This is a genomic window from Roseomonas sp. OT10 (genome assembly GCF_020991085.1).
GTDB lineage: Bacteria > Pseudomonadota > Alphaproteobacteria > Acetobacterales > Acetobacteraceae > Roseomonas > Roseomonas cutis.
Window position 1 is genome coordinate 1,953,879 of sequence record NZ_CP087719.1, and the last position, 18,375, is coordinate 1,972,253.

An 18,375-nucleotide genomic window follows, 5' to 3' on the forward strand; every position below is an offset into this window, starting at 1 on the left:
CTCAGCGCGCGAAGACGCTCAGCCGCTGCATGACGAACATGAACTGGTCCAGCGTCAGCTCGTGCTGGCCATCCGGCACCGCCTCGAAGCGCGCCTGGACGCCACGGCCGGACAGGGCGGCGACGAAGGCCAGCGAGGCCGCCGGGTTGGTCACCTTGTCCTTGCTGCCGGTCATCAGCAGGACGCGGGTCGTGGTCGGGATGCGGCTGACGATGTCCATGGGATCGAGGCTGCGCGGATAGGGGCCCATCGTCAGCTGGGCATGGCTGCACGGGCAGCCGAGCAGCAGCGCCCGGTCGATCAGCCCCGGCGCGCGCCCCAGGATGTTCGCGGCGACCGCCGCGCCACCGGAATGCGCCAGGACCACCACCTCCTGCGGCCGGTACCGCTCCCGCAGCGCGCGCAGCGCATCGGCCACGGCGTCGATGTTGTCCGCGGTCCAGTTGTCGTCCCGTCCGCCATCCGACCCGTCGGAGACGCGCCCCTCCATATCGCCATAGCCCGGCCGGTACAGCGCGATCACCGAAGCCCCCGGCATGGCCGCCACCACCTTGGGTGCCCAGAGCGGAAGGGTGCGCACCGGGCCCTTCCCGCCCGGTGCGCCGTTGCCATGGATCAGGACCACGATCTTGCCGTCCTGCCGCGGCGCCGGCCCGTGGAAGCGCAGCGCCAGGCAGCCCACCCGCGTCTCCACGCCATCGGTGAGATCCGGCAACGCGCAGGCGGCCCGGGCCTCTGAGGAGAGGAGGAGGATGAGCAGCAGTAGCAGGGCCCGCAGGAGGCCAGGCATGACGTTCCGTTTTAGCATCGTTATTGGGACGCTAGGGCCAAGCGGGGAGGAGGACAACCATCCGGTGACCGCCCCTGTCCGGCCGGGCCCGCCATGCGGCCCTCGCAGCCTCAGTCCAGGGTGGCTCCGGAGGCCTCGACCAGCTCGCGCCAGACCAGTTCCTGGTCCCGCCAGTACCGAGCGAAGTCGTCGGGCGTGGCATCCCAGACGGGCGCGAAGCCCAGCGGCTGCAGCTTCTCGCGGAAGCCGTCCGACCGCACCACGGCCAGCAGCCGCTCGTGCAGCACGGCGATGCGCTCCGGCGGCGTCCCCGACGGCACCGTCACCGCGTACCAGGACTGCGCGTCCAGCTTCGAGGCGGGCAGCAGCTCCTTCATCCCCGGCACGTCCTTCAGCTCGGGCACGTAGGTGACCCGCTCGGCCGAACCGACCGCGAGCGCCCGGAAGCGGCCCTCCCGCACATGCGGCAGCAGCGCGGGTATGACGTCGAACATCATGTCGATGTTGCCGGCGAGCAGGTCCTGGATGGCCGGCCCGCCGCCGCGGTAGGGCACGTGGGTGATGTCGACCCCGGCCGCCCGGTTCACCGCCGACAGGGTCAGGTGGCTGACCGAGCCGGTGCCGGAGGAGCCCATGGTGATCTCCCCCGGCCTGGCCTTGGCCGCCGCCACCAGCTCCTGGAAGGTCTTCCAGGGACGCTGGGCATTGACCACCAGCAGCACCGTCCCCGTCACCACGCGGGTCACCGGCGCCAGGTCGCGCAGCGGGTCGATCGGCATGGAGCGGCGGTAGAGGAACTTGTTCGCGGCCAGGATGGTGGCGCTGCCCAGCAGCAGGGTGTGGCCGTCCTTCTCGGCCCGCGCCACGGCGTCGGCGCCGATGTTGCCGCCCGCGCCCCCGCGGTTGTCCACCACCACCGTCTGCCCGAGCAGGGGCTGGAGCTGCTCGGCCAGCAGCCGCCCGGTGATGTCCACCGCCCCGCCCGGGGCGAAGGGGACGACGAGGCGGACGGTACGCGAGGGGAAGTCCCCGGCACCCTGGGCCGAGGCGGACCGGGGAAGGGCGGACGCACAGGCCAGGGGCAGCGCGGCGGCGCCCAGGAGGGCGCGGCGGGAGAGGGTCATGGCAGGGATCCCGGAATGCATAGCATGAATGGACGCGGCGCGCCCGCCTGGGTTGCGGCGGCCGCGTCGCCTAAGGGTCGCCTCAGCCGCCGGCGCGGTGCACCCGCAGCGGCCCATAGGACTGGCAGACGGGCATCACCTGCAACGTGTTGACGTTGACCCGCGCCGGGCGGCTCGCCACCCAGTGCACCGCGTCGGCGATGTCGTCGGGGGTCAGCGCCTCCGTTCCGGCATAGACGGCGTCCGCCTTCGCCTGGTCGCCGCCGAAGCGCACCGCGCTGAACTCCGTGCCGCCGACCAGCCCCGGCTCGATGTCGGTCACCCGGACGGGCGTGCCGAACAGGTCGGCGCGCAGGTTGTTGGAGAACTGGCGCACGAAGGCCTTGGTGCCGCCATAGACGTTGCCGCCGGGATAGGGCCATTCGCCGGCGGTGGAGCCCAGGTTCACCACATGCCCGCGGCCGCGCGCGATCATGCCCGGCAGCACTGCGCGGGTCATGTACATCAGGCCCTTCACGTTGGTGTCCACCATGGCGTCCCAGTCGTCCAGGGACGCCTCCTGCGCCGGGCCGAGGCCGCGGGCCAGGCCGGCATTGTTCACCAGCAGGTCGATCGCCGACCAGTCGGCCGGCAGCCCGTCCACCGCCGCCAGCACTGCCTCGCGGTCCCGCACGTCCAGCGCGACGGGCAGCACCCGGTCCTCGCCCAACTCCGAGGCCAGGGCGTCCAGCCGGTCGCCACGCCGCCCGACGGCGATGATTCGCGAGCCATCCGCCGCGAAGCGCCGGGCGATGGCCGCACCGAAGCCGGCGGAGGCGCCGGTAACGAGCAGAAGCATGGGACGATCCCCGAGAAGGCCGAGCGGTTCCCTGCACCGCCCCGCCGCGTCATTCAAGATGCGCCGTCCGCCCATCCTGCCGCCCGGCCGTCCCCGGGACCGACAGCGCATGGATCAGCACCGCCGCCGCCACGGAGACGTTCAGGCTCTCCACCCGCCCCGAGCCCGGCAGGGTCACGCGGGCCGCGCAGGCGGCGGCCGTGGCGGGCGCGACGCCCTGCTCCTCGTTGCCCAGCACCAGCGCCAGCACCCGGTCGCGCGGCAGCGCCTCCGGCGGCACGCCGCCCGCCGCCACCGCCGCGACCGTCAGCACCTGGGCGGAGACGGCGTGCAGCGCCGCCGGCAGGTCCCGCGCGGCGTAGAGGCTCAGCGACTCCAGCCCGCCCTCCGCGGTGCGGAAGGCCGCCTCGGACAGCCCGGCCTGCCGGGGATCGCCCGAGAGCACCATGGCGTGGCATCCGAAGAAGGCCGCCGACCGGGCGATGGCGCCGAGGTTGTGCGGGTTGCCCACGCCGTCCAGCACCGGCAGCACCGGCGCCGCGCCCAACGCCGGCAGGGCCAGCGCCCCCGGCAGCGGCACGGGCAGCGCGGGAACGCGGCGCGGCATGGCCACGGCGACGATGCCGCCGTGATGCGCCGTGCCGGCGATGCGGGTGAGCTCCTCCGGCGCGACCTCCCGGTAGGGACGGCGGGCGCGCGCCAGGGCGGCGCAGACCGGCCCGGCAGGCTCGCGCATCGACGGCAGGTAGAAGAGTCGCAGCAGGTCCGCCGGGCGCCGGGCGAAGGCGGCCAGCACCGCCGCCCGGCCGCAGAGCCGGTCCGGCTCAGGCGGGCGCGGCGGCAGCGGCCCCCGGTCCTGGCCGCGCTGGTGCGCCCGGGGGGGCGCGTCCGCCCGGGTCGCCTCCATCCGGGGCGCCCCCCGCTCGGGCGCCCCTCTCTGGGGCGGTCGGGGCTGGTTCGGTCTGGTCAGGGCTGGTCTCTCCGGCCTGGGCGGCGGCCTCGCCGACATAGGCGAGGTTGGCCTCGCGGATGCGGGCGCCGCCTTCATCGTAGAGGAAGGGCAGGAAGGCATAGCGCCGCCCCCGCGTCACCGGCATCGCCTCATGCAGCAGCGAGCAGGAGAACACCACCGCCCCGCCGGTCGGGGCGCGGTAGCGCCGAGGCCCGAATTCCGGGAAGCGCAGCTCGCCGCCCTCGAACTCCTCGGCGTTCAGGTTCACCGTCACCGCGAAGCGGCGGTGCGCGGTGCCCCGGGTGGTGTTGTCGCGATGCGGGCGGAAGAAGCCGCCCTCGGACGAGTCGTAGCAGGCGACGATGAAGCGCTCGATCCGCGTGGCCTCGAACTGGAAGGCGGCGCGGAGCGCCGGGACCAGGCGCCGCGCCAGCCGCTGGCGCAGGGCGTCCAGCACCTCCGGATCGGCGATGGTGTGGTCGGAGCGCCGCTTGAAGCTGCCGTCGCGCACCGGCACGGTCCGCCCGTCCACCTCGCGCATGAAGCCTGAGGGCGTGGCGCCCCCCGCCTCGTAGAGCGCGATCAGCCGGCGGCAGAGGGCAGGCTCCAGCAGGCGCGGCAGCACCAGCACCGGGGCGGGCACCTCCTCCCCCGCATGGCGCTCCGGCGGCGGCAACTCCGGCAGCATCGCCAGGAGGCGCGGCGCCACCGCCAGGGGGCCGGAGGCCAGGACGCGCTGGAAGGGGTCCGCCAGGATCGCCGCTCCCTCCGCCGGGGCGCCGCCGCAGGCCGCCAGCGCCGCGCCATCCGCATCGGCCAGGATGCGGATGCCGGGCAGGTGGTCGCGCAGCGCCGTCCCCAGCGCCTCCGCACGGGGGGTGATGAGGAAGAGCAGCGCCCGCTGGTCGTCCAGCAGGGCGCGCACCGGGGCGATCGCCGCCTCCAGCGGCGCCAGGTCCGCGCCACCCTCGCGCGGCAGGAAGAGCAGCAGGGTCCAGCGACCGGCCACGGAAGGGACCGCATAGCGGGGATTGCTGGTCCCCGGCAGGGTGAGGGCGGGGAGGAACTCCCCGAAGCCGACGAGCGCCATGCGCCCCAGGGTAGAGCAGATCACCGTCCCGGGAAGGCCGGCGGCGAGGCGGTCCCCGGCGGCCTCGCCGCTGTCGCGATCCCGCCGCTGCCATGCGCGGCTTCCGCTTCAACGCCCGCGCCGGACGTGCCAGAACCCCGGGCTTCCGACGGCGCGAGGAGCGAGGGCGATGGCGGGCGTGTTCTGGTACGACGGGCAGTGGTCGACCGAGGAGCCGAAGATCATGGGCCCGATGGACCATGCCATGTGGCTGGGCTCGATCGTCTTCGACGGCGCCCGCGGCATCCGCGGCCTGGTCCCCGACCTGGACCTGCACTGTGCCCGCGTGGTGCGCAGCGCCCGCGCCATGCTGATGGAGCCGAAGCTCGACGCCGCGACCATCGAGGAGCTGTGCCGCGAGGGCGTGCGCCGCATGGGGCCGGAGGCGGAGCTCTACATCCGGCCGATGTTCTTCATCCGCAAGGGGCTGGGCGCGGCCGAGCCCGACCCGGCCTCCACCGACTTCATCCTGTCCGTCTACGACAGCCCGCTGCCGCCGCCGAACGGCTTCTCCGCCTGCCTCGCACCCTTCCGGCGCCCCGCCCCGGACCAGGCGCCGACCGACGCCAAGGCCGCCGCGCTCTACCCGAACTCCGCCCGCGCCACCGCCTGGGCGCGCAAGAACGGCTACGACAACGCCGTGGTCTGCGACCCGGACGGCAAGGTGGCGGAGTTCGCCACGGCCAACATGATGATGGTCAAGGACGGGGTGGTGATGACGCCTGCGGCCAACGGCACCTTCCTGGCCGGCATCACCCGCGCCCGGGTCATCGGCCTGCTGCGCGAGGCGGGACGCGAGGTGCGCGAGACGACCGTCACCCCGGCGATGCTGGCGGACGCGGACGAGATCTTCGCCACCGGCAACTTCGCCAAGGTGCAGCCCTGCACCCGCTACGAGGGCCGCGACCTCCAGCCCGGCCCGGTGGCCGCCCAGGCCCGGGAGCTGTACTTCGCCTGGGCCGAGGGCTCCCGCATCCTGCCGAAGGCCGCCTGAGCCCCGCCCCAGGACGCGCGCCCGGACGGGGCGCCGCGCGCGGCCGGCGCCCCTCCCCCGTGGCGGCGGCACGTCCGGCGGTGCCGCTGCCCGGCTGGCTGGCGGCCCGGATCCTGCACCAGGACCCGGACGTCCTGATCCTCGACAAGCCCGCCGGCCTGCCGGTGCATCGCGGCCCGCGCGGCGGCGGCAGCCTGGAGGACTGGCTGCCGCTGCTGCAACAGGGCAAGCGCCACCTGCCGCAGCCCGCCCACCGGCTGGACAGCGACACCGCGGGCTGCCTCGCGCTCGGCCGCACCAAGCCGGCCCTCGCCGCGCTGGGGGCGCTCTTCGCGGGCGGGCGGGCCGAGAAGACCTACTGGGCCGTGATGTCGGGAACGCCGCCCGGGGGGTCCGGCGTGCTGGACGCCCCGCTGCGCAAGGTCAGCCACCCCCGCACCGGCTGGCGCATGGAGCCGCACCCGGAGGGCCAGCCCGCGCGCACCGCCTGGCGCGTGCTCGGGCGGGGCGAGGGCCTGACCTGGCTGGAGCTGCGCCCGGCCACCGGCCGGACGCACCAGCTCCGGCTCCATTGCACCCTGCTCGGCGGCGCCATCCTGGGCGACCCGCTCTACGGCGCCGCCGCCCCGGGGGGGCTGCACCTGCTGGCGCGCTCCCTGCGCCTGCCGCTCGACCCGCCGCGGCGGGCGGAGGCGCCGCTGCCCGCAGCGATGCAGGCGGCATTCGGGCGCTGCGGCTGGAACGGCTCCTGAATCCGGGTTAGTGGCTGCTTGTGACGGTCTCGGTCGAATCGCGCCTGCCTGCCTGCCTGCCGCCCGCGCCATCCGGCTGTGACAGTCCCGGCAACGGGGCCCCTTCCCCCCCGGCCGGGGACGGCCCTGCCAGCCCTCGCCCATGCCCATCCTGAAGACGACCGGGCGGGCGCTGCGGGGCTGGTCGGTCAGCGCCCGCCTCGCCCTGGTCTACAGCGCCTTCGCGCTGGTGATCACCCTCGCCGTCATCGCCTATGCCAGCTGGCGCGGACAGGTGGAGACGCGCCGCGGCGAGGCCCTGCTGGCCAACGACCTGCAGCGCGTGGCCGAGCGGATCGTCAACGTGCTGAACAGCGACCGGAACGGGCTGGCCCTGCTGGCCCGCACGATGCGGCCCTTCCTGGAGGCGGAACGCTGCATCGGGACGCTGGACGCGGCCGCCCGCAGCCTGCCGTCGGAGGTCCTGGCCCTGTACCTGGTCGGGCCGGACTTCCAGGTGCGCTGCTCCACCCTGCCCGGCCTCGTCGGCCGCACCCTTCCCCTCGCCTCGCCCCTGGTGCAGGCGGTGGTCGCCGCCGGCCAGGGCGGCATGGGGGGGCTGGCCACCAGCGCCTGGACGGGGCGCCAGGTGGTCGGCGTGCTGGAGCCGGTGCTGGCGGACGGCCGGCTCCTCGGCATCCTGGCGGCCCCCGTGGACGTCGCACGGCTGGGTGGCGTCGCGGACCTGCTGTCCACCCGCCCCGGGGCAAGGCTCTGGCTGCGCGACGTGGACGGGCAGAGCGCGCAGTTGCTCGGGCCGCCCCCGGCGAAGGACGCGGCCGAGCCGCAACTGACCTCGGAGGACTGGCCCCCCTATGGCGAGCCGCTGCGCCTCGCCACGCCGCGGCTGGGGCTAAACCGCGACTACATCTTCGTCGCGCGGCTGACGGGCGACCTCGCCCTGGTCGGACGCTTCCCGCGCGAGGCCAGCTCGGCGCGGCTGGTGGCCGAGGTCGCCGTGCCGGCGCTGGTCGTCGGCGGCCTGCTGCTGCTCGGGCTCGGGACGCTGATCTGGTCGCTGAACCGGCTGGTGCTGCGGCCCTTGCAGGCGGCGACGCGCCGGCTGGAGACGCCGGGGCCGGTGCCGCCGCCCAGCGACGAGCACGCGGCGCCGGCCGAGATCGCCGACCTGATCCGCCGGCTGGGCGCGACGCGCGCGACGCAGGAGGAGTCGATCCGGCTGCGCGACCTGCTGCTGCAGGAGGCGCACCACCGCATCAAGAACCACCTCGCGCTGGTCAGCTCCTTCCTGCGCCTGCAGGAGCGCCACGTGCCCGACCCCGCCGCCGTCTCGGCGCTGCGCGCCGCGCAGGGGCGGATGATGGCGATTGCCGCGACCTATGAGCTGCTGCACGAGGTCGGCGGCGCCGAGGTCTCGCTGGACCGCATGCTCCTGCGCTTCGCCCAGGCCCTGCCGCAGCGCCATGCCGGCAGCGGCGGCAGCGCCTCGGTGGAGACGGACCTCGTGCCGCTCAGCGTGCCGGCGGACGTGGCCGTGAAGCTCGGCCTCGTGGTGAACGAGCTGGCGACCAACGCGCTGAAATACGGCCGGCCGGGCGGCAAGGTGCGGATCGGCCTGCGCCCGCGCGGCGAGGGCTTCGTCCTGACCGTCGCCGATGACGGGCCGGGCCTTCCCGTCGACGCGCCGCGCGGGCTGGGCATGACGGTCGCGGAATCCCTGGTCCGGTCGGTGGACGCCACCCTCGTCCGCCTGCCCGGGCCGGGGACGGTGTGGGAGATCACCTGGACACCGGCGCCATCGGTGCCGGCGCCGGGCTGAGGACCGCCTCCGCCCCGGCGGGCGCCCGGGCCTCGCCGCGCACCCGGACCGGCACGCTGACCGCCGCCCCTTCCGCGTCCAGCACGGTCACGCGGTAGAAGCCCGGCCCCGGGGGGGCCCAGGCCGTCTCCCGCCGCGCCGGCAGGCTCGGCAGCGGCACCCCGTCCACCAGGAAGGTCAGCGGCCGGCGCCCGCCCAGCGCCCGCAGCGTCACGCCCGCCGCGTCGCCCTCGGCCAGGATCTGCGCGCCGGGCGGTGGGAAGAGCAGCCGCAGCCGGTCGCCCGCCCCGGCCGTGGCGATGGGCGTCGGCGCGGCCTCGGGCGCCGCCGGCACGGGGCGCGGGGCCGCGGGCAGCAGCGCGAAGGTGCGGGCCAGCAGCGGCAGGGCCAGGGCCGTGCCCGTGGCGGCGCCGGTACCGACCAGCAGCGGCGTGCCGTCCGGCCGCCCGGCCCAGATCCCCGCGACATGCGCGGCATCGAAGCCCACGGCCAGCGCGTCGCGCCCGCCCCAGGAGGTCCCGGTCTTCCAGGCGATGCCCGCCGGACCGCCGCCGGGGAAGGGCCGCGTCAGGATGGCCGCCACCTGCCCCGCCGCGCGCGGGCCGATGGCGGGGCGCAGCCCCGCCTGGCCCTCGCGCCATACCAGCCGCCCCGCCCGGCCGCCATCGCCCAGCGCGGCCGTCGCGCCCACCAGCTCGCGCAGCGTCACCCCCACCCCCCCCAGGGCCAGGGGCAGGGAGGCATCCGCCCCCGGCGGCAGCATCGGCGCCACCCCGGCGGCCTTCAGCGCCGAGAGGAAGGTCCGCGGCCCGAGACGGTCGAGCAGCGCCACCGCCGGCAGGTTCAGCGACCGGCGCAGCGCGTCGGCCGCGCTGACCCGGCCGACGAAGCCATGATCGAAGTTCTCCGGCGCATAGCCGCCGAAGCGGGTCGGGGCGTCGTCCAGCGGCGTGTCGGGACGGGCCAGCCCTGCCTCGAAGGCCAGGGCGTAGAGCAGCGGCTTGAGCGCCGAGCCGGGCGAGCGCCAGGCGCGGGTCAGGTCGAGCGCCCCGGCGCGCGCCTCCTCGCCCCAGGCGCCGCCGGCCAGGGCACGGATCTCGCGGCTGCGCAGGTCCGCCACCACCGCGGCGATGGAGGCGCGCGGCGGCAGGTCGCGGCGCGCCTCGGCCAGCAGCGCCTCCAGCGCCCGCTGCAACCCCGCGTCCAGGGTGGTCCGCTCCTCGGCCGCCCCGTCCCGGACCACCTCCCGCGACAGGTGCGGCGCCAGGGCGGGCATGGGCTGCCGGGCCTGCGGCACGTCCTCCGCCAGCAGCGCCCGGTCCGCGGCGGTGATCCCGGGGGCCGAGGCGGCGCGCGAGGTCAGCAGCGCATCCCGCGCGGCACGGGCGGCGGCCGGGTGGCGATCCGGGCGCAGCGCCTCCGGCCGGCGCGGCAGGGCGACCAGCAGGGCGGATTCCGCCGGGTCGAGCTGGCGTGCCTCGCGTCCGAACCAGGCCAGCGCCCCGGCCCGCACCCCCTCGAGGTTGCCGCCCATCGGCGCCAGGGTGAGCCAGATGCGGAGCACCCCGGCCTTGCCGTGGCGTGCCTCCAGCTGGACCGCGCGGAAGGCCTCGATCGCCTTGCTGCGCAGGTTGCGCGGCCGCGGCTCCAGCAGCCGCGCCGCCTGCATCGACAGGGTGGAGCCGCCGGAGACCACCCGCCCGGCCCGCAGCCACTGCCCGGCGGCGCGCAGCATCGCCAGGGGGTCGATGCCGGGATGCCGGCGGAAGCGCCGGTCCTCGGCCGCGATCAGCAGCTCGACCAGATGCGGCGGCACGTCCTCGACCATGGTCGGCAGGCGCCAGACGCCGCCGGGCGCCGGCAGGGCGGAGAGGAGTCGCCCCTCCCGGTCCCGCACCGCGTGCGCGACGGACTCCACCCGCGACAGGTCGGGCGGAAAGGCGGCGTCCAGCGCGAGCCCCGCGCCGAGCAGCCCGGCGAGGCCCAGCGCCGCGCCGCAGGCGAGCCGCCGGGCCGCGTCACCGGACCTCCTCGCGCCCGTCACGGATGGTCTCCGACGCCCGCTCCTGGTCGCCGGGCGTCGCGGGCGCCGGCGCCTGCCGCGCGGCGGCCGCCGGGCGGTAGCAGAGCTCCGCCAGGATCGGGAAATGGTCGGAGCCGATGGCCGGCAGCACCCGCAGCTCCGCCAGGGTGAACTCCGGCGTCGCGAAGACATGGTCCAGCGGCCAGCGCAGCAGCGGCCAGTGCGCGTTGAAGGTGGCGTAGGCGCCGCGTCCGATGCGCGGGTCCAGCGTGCCGCTGATCCGCTGGAACAGCCGGGTCGTCGAGGACCAGGCGACGTCGTTCATGTCGCCCGCCACCACGGCGGGGTGCGGCGCCGCCTTCATCTCCCGCCCCACGAGCAGCAGCTCGGCATCGCGCGGCTCGGAATCCTGGCCCGGGACGGGCGGGCGCGGGTGCAGCGCGTGGAAGGAGACCCAGTGGCCGCCCGGCAGCCGGACCTGCATCCGCGCGGAGGGCACGTCCTCCTCCACCAGCCGGCGCAGCGCCGCGTCGCGCATCGGCAGGCGGGAGAAGACGTGCAGGCCGTAGGTGTTCTCCAGCGGCCGCTTCAATGCGTGCGGGAAGTCGGCATCTAGCGCGGCGAGCTGCCCGTCCCACCAGGAATCCGTCTCCAGCAGCACCAGCACGTCCGGGCGCTGCGAGCGCGCCAGGGCCAGCAGGGCCGGCGCCTCGCGGTTGGTCATCAGCACGTTGGCCACCATCACCCGCAGCCGCTCGCCGGCGGGGCAGGCGCCGCCCCGCATCTCGACCGGCCAGAGTGGGGTGTAGGGCAGCATCCGCGCGCCCTGGTAGGCGGCCGCGGCGGCGAGCGCGGCGAGGCAGGCCAGTCGCCAGGGGGCATAGCCCCGCCACCCGCGGCCCGGCCGGCGCCAGGCCCAGAGGGAGAGGAGCAGGACCGCCAGCAGGCCGATGCCGATCTGCAGCCGGGGGAAGTCCCAGATCCGTATCCACCATTCGCCCGTCCGGACCAGGGGCAGGAGCGTCGCCGCCAGCAGCACCGCCCCCAGCACCAGCAACGCGCCCCGCACCAGCGGCAATGCCCCACCTCCCCGCACCGGCCAGCAGCGGGGGGAACACCCGGGGCGGCGCCGGGTTCACCGCCGCCCCGAAAGCGTCATCCGGACGCGTCATCCGACGGGCACGCCCCCGAGCCGTCAGGGCGGCGGGAGCACGGTGATGCGGCCGGTGTTCTGCCGGGCGAAGACGCCCGGGCGGTACATGTCCTGCACCTGCGCCCCCGGCAGCTCGAAGCCGCCCGGCGTCACGGCGCGCAGCACCACGGCGAAGCGCGCCACCGCATTGGTGGGCGTCAGCTCCGCCGCCACGGCGAAGCGGTCGTCCAGCGCCGCCGTCATCGCGGGCTCGGTCAGCGTGCCCAGGAAGCCCATCCCCGGCACGTCGCCCGACGGCAGGCGGGAGGTGATCTCCCACCCTGCCGGCAGCCCCTGCTGCACCAGGGCGCGGTGGCTTTCCCCGGTCTCGGCGCGGGCCTCGACCAGCAGGACGAAGTCCGTGTTCTGCCGGAGGTCGTCCAGGTTCACGTCCGCCCCCTGCAAGGTCAGGAACTTCCGGCTGATCCGCATCCCCGCCCGCGCCGCCGGCAGCGGCTGCTGCGGCAGGCCCGTGGTCGTCACCGACTGGATCACCGGCCGCGGCCCGGTGTTCCGCACCACCACCGCCTGGTCCAGCGTGGCGGAGACGACGCGCGCCGGCGGCAGGGCGCGGCCGTCGAGGCTGATCCGCGCCGGCGTCCCGTCCTGCCCCAGCGCGGCGGCCAGGGCCACGGCCCAGGCCTGCTCCTGGGTGGAGGACCCCTCGGGCGTCAGCTCGCGCGCGCCCGGCAGCCGGGCGAGCTGCGCCGGCAGGCGGGCCGCCAGCACGCCGCTCTCGCGCAGCAGCAGCGTCACCGCCAGCTGGTCGCGCATGGCGCTGCCATAGTCGTGGTACCACCAGCGCCGCCCGCCGGCCTCGAGCGCGCCGGTGAAGGCGGCCTCCGCCCGGGGCGCATCGCCGATGCGCGCCAGGGCGGCGCCGAGCTGGGCCCGCGCCAGCGGCGTCGGCATCTGGTCCATCTGCTCCGCCAGCCGGCGGGTCGCGCCGGGCAGCGGGCGGTTGGCGAGCGCCAGCACGTGCAGCCGGTAGGCCTGGTCCGCGCGCTCCTCCGGGCTGTCGGGCGTGGTCTCCTCGGCGCGCCGCGCCAGGTCGTCGAGCGCGGCGGACAGCGCGCCCTCCGGCACCGTGGCGCCGGCCGCCTTGGCGCGCAGCAGCGCCTCCACGGCATAGGCGGAGACCCAGAAGCCGGGCTCGCCATTGCTGCTCCAGAGCGAGAAGGCGCCGTCCCAGCGCTGCTTGTCGAGCAGCGAGCCGATGGCCGCCGCCATCCGCTGCGCCTGGGTCTCGGCGGGCAGCACGTCGGGGGGCGCCGCGGCCAGGGCCATCACCTTGGTCGCCGCCTGCTCGGCGCAGGCCAGCGGGAAATCCAGCGCCGCCTGCAACAGCGCCTCCGCGTCATAGCGCACCGGCTGCCCCCAGCGGGCACGCGCCCCCGCCGTGCCGGGGACGAAGCGGCCGAGATCGGGCGACAGGCGCGTGTCCACATTCGGCGCCAGGTCGCTCACGGCCACATCCACCAGCGAGGGGCGGGAGGAGCGGATGGTGATGCGGCTCTCCCGCCGCGCCGCGAAGCCGTCCGGGCCGGTGACGGCCACGCGGATCACCCCCTCCCCGCCGCCGGTCGCGCGCAGCGTGGCGAAGGGCTGCGCCCGTGCCCCGGTGCCCAGGCTGGCGGCGAGGCGCGCGGGGCCGTCCAGGGCCAGCGGCCCTTCCACCGTGACCGTGGCGGCGACCTCGCCGGGCGGCAGCTCGACATTGTGCAGCAGCACCGGCAGGCGGGCGGCGTCCCCCGGCGCCAGGAAGCGCGGCAGCAGCGCCTCGGCCACCACCGGGTCGCGCACCGTCACCGCCTTCGCGGCGGCGCCGATCCGCGGCCCCGACCACGCGACGGCCATCAGCCGCAGCTCGCCCGCGAAGTCCGGCAGGTCGAGCGGCACCCGTGCCAGCCCGTCCGGCCCGATCTCGACCCGCCCCGAGAAGAGCGACACCACGCGCTGGGGCGGGGTGACGCCGGCCAGGTCGGCATTGCCGTCGCCGCCCTGGCGCAGCGCCGCCAGCTCGCCCTCCGGTGGCGGGATCAGCCGGCCGTAGTCGTCGCGGATGTCCGCGCCCAGGCGGCGGCGGCCGAGGAAGTGGCCGACCGGATCGGGGTTCGGGAAGCGGGTGATGCGCAGCACGCCCTCATCCACCGCCGCGAGGGTCAGCCAGGCGCCGGTCACGGCCCCGCCCCCGGCCGCGGCGACGCGCACGGGGATCTCCACCCGCTGACGCGGCCGCAGCAGATCCGGGGCTTCGATCGCGACCTCCAGGCGGCGCGGCGCCGGGTCCAGCGCCACCCAGGCGAGGCCCAGGGCCCGCCGCGGCCGGCCCTCGGCGGCGGAGCCGGGGCGGAAGACGGTGACGGCGACATAGGCGCCGGGGCCCCAGGCGGAGTCCACGGGGACCTCGACCTCGCTGCCGCCCTCGGCGATCTCGACCTCGCGGAGCGAGACGAGGCGGTCGGTCAGCACCGCCACGCTGGCCCGCCCGGCGAAGGGCGCGGCGACATGGATCCGGGCCGTCTCCCCGGCGCCGTAGGACGGGCGGCCGGCGGAGACGTCCACCTTGTCGGGGACGTCCAGGCTGTCGGAGCCGACCCAGCCGGAGCGGAAGCGGATCGCGGCGATGGCCAGCGAGTCGGGCTGCGTCACCTCCAGCCGGTAGCGACCGAAGGGCAGCGACCGGGCCAGCCGCGCCGGGGTGCCGGTGACGTCCGCGCCGTCGCCGGCCCGGGTGGTCAGCGTCACGCTGTCCACCGGCTCGTCGCGCCACACCGTCTCGTAGCGGGCGCGGCCACCGCGGGTGACGATGCGCCAGTCCGGCCGCTCCCGCACCAGCCGGGCGCGCAGCGAGCCGGCGAGCGCCCGGCCCTCCGGCGAGACCAGCGCCACGTCGAAGGCAGCCTCGGCATTGGCATCCACGCTGCCGCCGGAGAAGGCGGGACGGATGGCGATGTAGTTGCCGGTCCCCCGGACCGGCACGGAGAGCGCGGCGCGGCTGGCGCGGCCGTTGGGATCGGCGAGCGTCAGCGTCATCTCCGCCCGCAGCGGCCGGGTGACGTCCGGCAGGCGCGGCAGGGTGACCTCGACGTTGCCCTTGCCCTCGGCGTTCAGCGTCACGCTGCCCTCCAGCGCGGTGCCGTCGGTCAGCGGCTCCTCCGCCAGCCCGAAGCGCCAGCCGTCCCAGGGGCTGCGCGTGCCGCCATCGCCGGCGACCGCGAAGGGCTGCGGGTCCAGCACCAGGCGGCCGCTCAGTTCGCCGGTCAGGTCGGCGGCGGGCGCGCCGTAGAGGAAGCGCGCCGCCACCGGCAGGGAGAGCGGCGTGCCCGGCACCAGCGGCCCCGGCGCCGGGCCGAAGCTGAGGTCCAGCCGCTCCGGCACGAAGGCATCGACGCGGAAGCCGGCACGGCCGATCGGCGGCTGGTCCGGTTCGATCCGCGCCTCGATCGCCCATTCGCCCACGGCGGCGCCGGGGGAGAGGCGCACCGGCCAGAGCACCGAGCCGTCCGGTCCCCGCTCAGGCACCGCCTCCGCCGCCACCTGCCCGTTGGGGCGGACGAGGCGCAGCCGCACCGGCACGTCCTTCGGCTGGCCCGCGGCGTCGCGCAGCAGCAGGCCGAGATTCACCACCTCGCCCGGCCGGTAGATGCCGCGATCCAACCAGAGGAACGCATCCAGCGGCCCGGGATGCGGCCGGCCCTCGGCGCCGCGGTCGGACAGGTCGAAGGCGGCGGCGTCCAGGCGGAGGGAGACCAGATCCTCCCCGGGTCCCTCCCCCGACCGGGCGTGCAGCGCGACGGGGGCCATCGGCCCCTCCCCGCGCAGCAGCGGGCCGTCGAAGCGGACCAGCCCGTCCTCGCCCGTGGTCGCCTCGGCCAGCACGTCGTTGTTGCGGGCCATCAGCGCGACCTTCACCCCCGCGCGCGGCGTGGCCGACTGCAGCGAGCGGATCTGGGCCGCCAGCCCGGCCGGGCTGCGCCAGGCCGTCAGGCCGAGGTCGGTCGCGATGATCTGCAGGCCGGCGGCCGTGTCGTCGCCGCGGTCGCCGGCGCCCGCCTCCTGCGCCAGCAGGACGTGCAGCCCGGGGCCGGAGGCGGTCAGCGCCTCGGGCAGCGGCAGGACCACGCGGTTCAGCACGTTGCGGCGGAAGTTCGGGACCTCCGCCGTGCCCTCCCAGATCACGCGGCCCCAACTCTCCGGCACGTCGGAGGCGGACCAGCGGCTCAGCGCGTCGCCCAGCGGGTTGTCGCGCCCGAAGGGGATCAGGTTGCGCTCCGTCACCCGCACCAGGCGCAGCTTCAGCGTGCTGATGTTGACGGTCGCAATCCCCACCCGCGCCGCCTGCCCGCGCGGCAGCAGGTAGCGCGAGCCGTCGAAGGCGATGCGGGCGGCGCGGTCCGGCATGGAGATGGCGACGGGGGTGTTGTCGCGCAGCGTGGCGCCATCCTGCCCGGGCAGGCCGGCGCGCAGGGTCAGGCGCGTGGTCTGCCCCCAGGGCAGGCCCGCCACGCAGATCGCCTGGCCGTCGCGCTGGATGGCGAGGTTGGGGACGGGCGGGTCGGCGCGCACCCAGTCGCCCGGGCGCAGCGTGGGGGAGAGCGAGCCGAAGAAGGTGATGCAGGCGCGGGCGGGGTCGGCCTCGGGCTCCGTCCGCACCTGCCGGACCAGCAGCCCGGCGGCGCGGCGCGCCTGGGCCAGGGCATCGCGCGCCTTGGTGTCGGAGGGCGCGCGCTCGGTAATCGCCTCCAGCGCGCCGACCGCCTGGGGCCAGTTGTTCAGGGCCTGGAAGGCCTGGGCCATCACGGCGAGGGAGGGGATCTCGGCGGCGCCGGCCTCGACGAGGGAGAAGTTCCGCCACGCCGCCTGGAGCGCGCGGTTCGGGTCGGGCGGGGTGCGCCGCATCTGGGCCTGGGCCAGGAAGAGCCAGTGCTCCGGCTGGGCGTCGGGCATGCCGACCCGCTGCTCCCAGGCCGCGGCGGCGGCGGACCAGTCGCCCCGCGCCTCGGCGGCGCGGGCGGAGGCCTCGGCCTGCGTCCGCAGCGCCGGGGCGGCGCCGGCCGGGTAGCGGCGCGTCAGGTCGCGGGCATAGCCGGAGGCGTCGCGCTCCAGGCCCGGCGGGGTGAAGGGGGTCTGGGCGGGGGCGAAGGACGGGACGAGGAGGAGCGCGAGCGCCGCGAGGAGGGGAGCGAGACGCATGGCTGGTGGAGTCCTCCGCGGGTCGTTGCCGGGAGTGTGCCACGGCGGGGCGGGGCTGCGGTACCTGCCCCGGTCCCACCTCTCCCGGTTGTGGGAGCCGCCGCCGGCGACGGGCGCCTAATGCCCGCGCCCGCGCCCCCCGTGTCCCGACACCGCCGCCCCCGCATCCGGGGGCAGCCGCATCGCCAGCGGCAGGGAGGACAGCACCACCACCGCCACGCCCAGGAAGGCCAGGGCGAAGTCCGACAGTTGCGGCGCCGCGTGCCCGTGCAGCGCCACGGCCCCGGACAGCAGCGCCGAGCCGGCCACCACGCCCAGCGCCATCGAGAGCTGCTGCGCCGTCGCGTAGAAGCTGGTGGCCGCGGACATGCGCGGCTGGGGCACCTCGGCATAGGCCAGCGAGTTGAGCGAGGTGAAGTGCAGGGAGCGGAAGATGCCGCCCAGCCCCAGCACGATGAAGACCAGCCAGAACGGCCAGCCCGGATTCAGCAGCGCCAGCAGCCCCACCGCCAGCGCCTGGGCCACGGTGTTCCAGATCAGCGTGTCGCGGTAGCCGAAGCGGCGCAGCACCGGCTGCACCAGCGGCTTCATCCCCAGCGCCCCCAGCGCCGAGGCCAGGGTGACCAGCCCCGACAGGCTGGCCGAGGCGCCGAACCCCAGCTGCAGCGCCAGGGGCACCAGGAAGGGGATCGCCCCCGCCCCGATGCGGAACAGCGTGCCGGCGATCACCGTCGCCTCGAAGGCGGGGATGCGCAGCAGGGTCAGGTCCACCGCCGGGAAGGGCACCCGCCGGCAGTGGCGGATGGCCGCCCAGCCCACCAGCACGCCCACGGCCAGGGCGGCGCCGGAGGCCCAGGGCGGGACCAGCCCGCGCCCCATCGTCTCCAGCCCGAACATCAGCGCGGCCAGCGCCAGCCCGACCAGCACCACCCCCAGGATGTCCAGCCGGGGCGGCCGCGCCTGGTCCGGCTCGGTGATGAAGCGCCAGGCCATCGCCAGCCCGACCAGCCCCACCGGCAGGTTGATCCAGAACACCCAGCGCCAGGAGAGCGTGTCGGTCAGCAGGCCCCCGATCGGCGGCCCCAGGATCGGCCCCATCAGCCCCGGCATGGTCAGCCAGGTGGTGGCGCGGACCAGCTCCTCCTTGGTGACTCGGCGCAGCAGCAGCAGCCGGGCGACCGGCACCATCATGGCGCCGCCCAGCCCCTGGACGATTCGCGCCACCACCAGCTCGCCCACCCCCTGCGCCAGGCCGCAGGCGGCGGAGGCGGCGACGAAGACGCCGATGGCCCACAGGAAGACGCGCTTGGCGCCGTAGCGGTCCGCGACCCAGCCGCTGATCGGCACGAACACCGTCAGCGCCACCAGATAGGCGGTGATCGCGGCAGAGAGGTGGACCGGGGTGGATCCCAGGTCGCGCGCCATGGCCGGCAGCGCGGTCGCCACCACGCTGCTGTCCAGGTTCTGCATGAAGAGCGCGCTGGCGACGATAGCCGCGGTCGCGCGCGGGTCGTCCCGCCAGCGGATCACGACCCACCCATGCGCCGGCGTCTGGAGTCTTGCAAG

At 76.2% G+C, this 18,375-nt stretch carries 12 protein-coding genes; 3 read left to right on the forward strand and 9 right to left on the reverse strand.

Going from position 1 to position 18,375, the window contains the following annotated elements; translation table 11 throughout:
- Window position 1: 1 nt before the first annotated feature.
- The 5 genes from LPC08_RS09075 to LPC08_RS09095 all read right to left on the reverse strand — a co-directional run bounded on the left by LPC08_RS09075 (window position 2) and on the right by LPC08_RS09095 (window position 4,818).
- Entirely contained in the window at window positions 2–790 is a 789-nt protein-coding gene (locus LPC08_RS09075) for an alpha/beta hydrolase (RefSeq protein WP_230452372.1), read from the reverse strand.
- Window positions 791–900: 110 nt separating this feature from the next.
- Window positions 901–1,914, reverse strand: coding sequence for a Bug family tripartite tricarboxylate transporter substrate binding protein (locus tag LPC08_RS09080; RefSeq protein WP_230452373.1), 1,014 nt, complete (start codon window positions 1,912–1,914; stop codon window positions 901–903).
- Window positions 1,915–1,996: 82 nt separating this feature from the next.
- Window positions 1,997–2,752 (reverse strand): SDR family oxidoreductase, encoded by a 756-nt coding sequence (locus LPC08_RS09085; RefSeq protein WP_230452374.1) that lies wholly within the window; start codon window positions 2,750–2,752, stop codon window positions 1,997–1,999.
- Between the two features lie 49 nt (window positions 2,753–2,801).
- Window positions 2,802–3,659 carry a TrmH family RNA methyltransferase gene (locus LPC08_RS09090; protein WP_230452375.1) on the reverse strand — a complete coding sequence of 286 codons (858 nt, stop codon included), beginning with the start codon at window positions 3,657–3,659 and terminating at the stop codon, window positions 2,802–2,804.
- Entirely contained in the window at window positions 3,577–4,818 is a 1,242-nt protein-coding gene (locus tag LPC08_RS09095) for a 2OG-Fe(II) oxygenase family protein (RefSeq protein ID WP_230452376.1), read from the reverse strand. Before LPC08_RS09095 ends, LPC08_RS09090 begins: the two co-directional genes overlap by 83 nt.
- A gap of 145 nt (window positions 4,819–4,963) precedes the next feature.
- Here LPC08_RS09095 and LPC08_RS09100 point away from each other — a divergent pair, with 145 nt between their 5' ends.
- From LPC08_RS09100 to LPC08_RS09110, 3 genes are all read left to right on the forward strand, one after another.
- Entirely contained in the window at window positions 4,964–5,827 is an 864-nt protein-coding gene (locus tag LPC08_RS09100) for a branched-chain amino acid aminotransferase (RefSeq protein WP_230452377.1), read from the forward strand.
- A gap of 59 nt (window positions 5,828–5,886) precedes the next feature.
- Window positions 5,887–6,579, forward strand: coding sequence for an RluA family pseudouridine synthase (locus tag LPC08_RS09105; protein ID WP_230452379.1), 693 nt, complete (start codon window positions 5,887–5,889; stop codon window positions 6,577–6,579).
- A gap of 142 nt (window positions 6,580–6,721) precedes the next feature.
- A complete protein-coding gene (locus LPC08_RS09110; RefSeq protein WP_230452380.1) occupies window positions 6,722–8,398 on the forward strand; it encodes a sensor histidine kinase in 1,677 nt (558 codons plus the stop codon).
- Here the strand turns inward: LPC08_RS09110 and pbpC are convergent.
- The 4 genes from pbpC to LPC08_RS09130 form a co-directional block, all read right to left on the reverse strand.
- The gene (pbpC, locus tag LPC08_RS09115; RefSeq protein WP_230452381.1) at window positions 8,358–10,442 is read right to left on the reverse strand and encodes a penicillin-binding protein 1C; all 2,085 of its coding nucleotides are present in this window, start codon (window positions 10,440–10,442) and stop codon (window positions 8,358–8,360) included. The two genes, LPC08_RS09110 and pbpC, sit on opposite strands and share 41 nt — an antisense overlap.
- Complete coding sequence (locus LPC08_RS09120; protein ID WP_304622087.1) at window positions 10,417–11,490, reverse strand: endonuclease/exonuclease/phosphatase family protein; 1,074 nt, start codon at window positions 11,488–11,490, stop codon at window positions 10,417–10,419. The genes pbpC and LPC08_RS09120 overlap by 26 nt, the downstream gene beginning before the upstream one ends.
- A 126-nt stretch (window positions 11,491–11,616) precedes the next feature.
- Entirely contained in the window at window positions 11,617–16,809 is a 5,193-nt protein-coding gene (locus LPC08_RS09125; RefSeq protein ID WP_230452382.1) for an alpha-2-macroglobulin family protein, read from the reverse strand.
- A 117-nt stretch (window positions 16,810–16,926) separates the two neighbouring features.
- The gene (locus LPC08_RS09130; protein ID WP_230452383.1) at window positions 16,927–18,339 is read right to left on the reverse strand and encodes an MFS transporter; all 1,413 of its coding nucleotides are present in this window, start codon (window positions 18,337–18,339) and stop codon (window positions 16,927–16,929) included.
- Window positions 18,340–18,375: the final 36 nt, after the last annotated feature.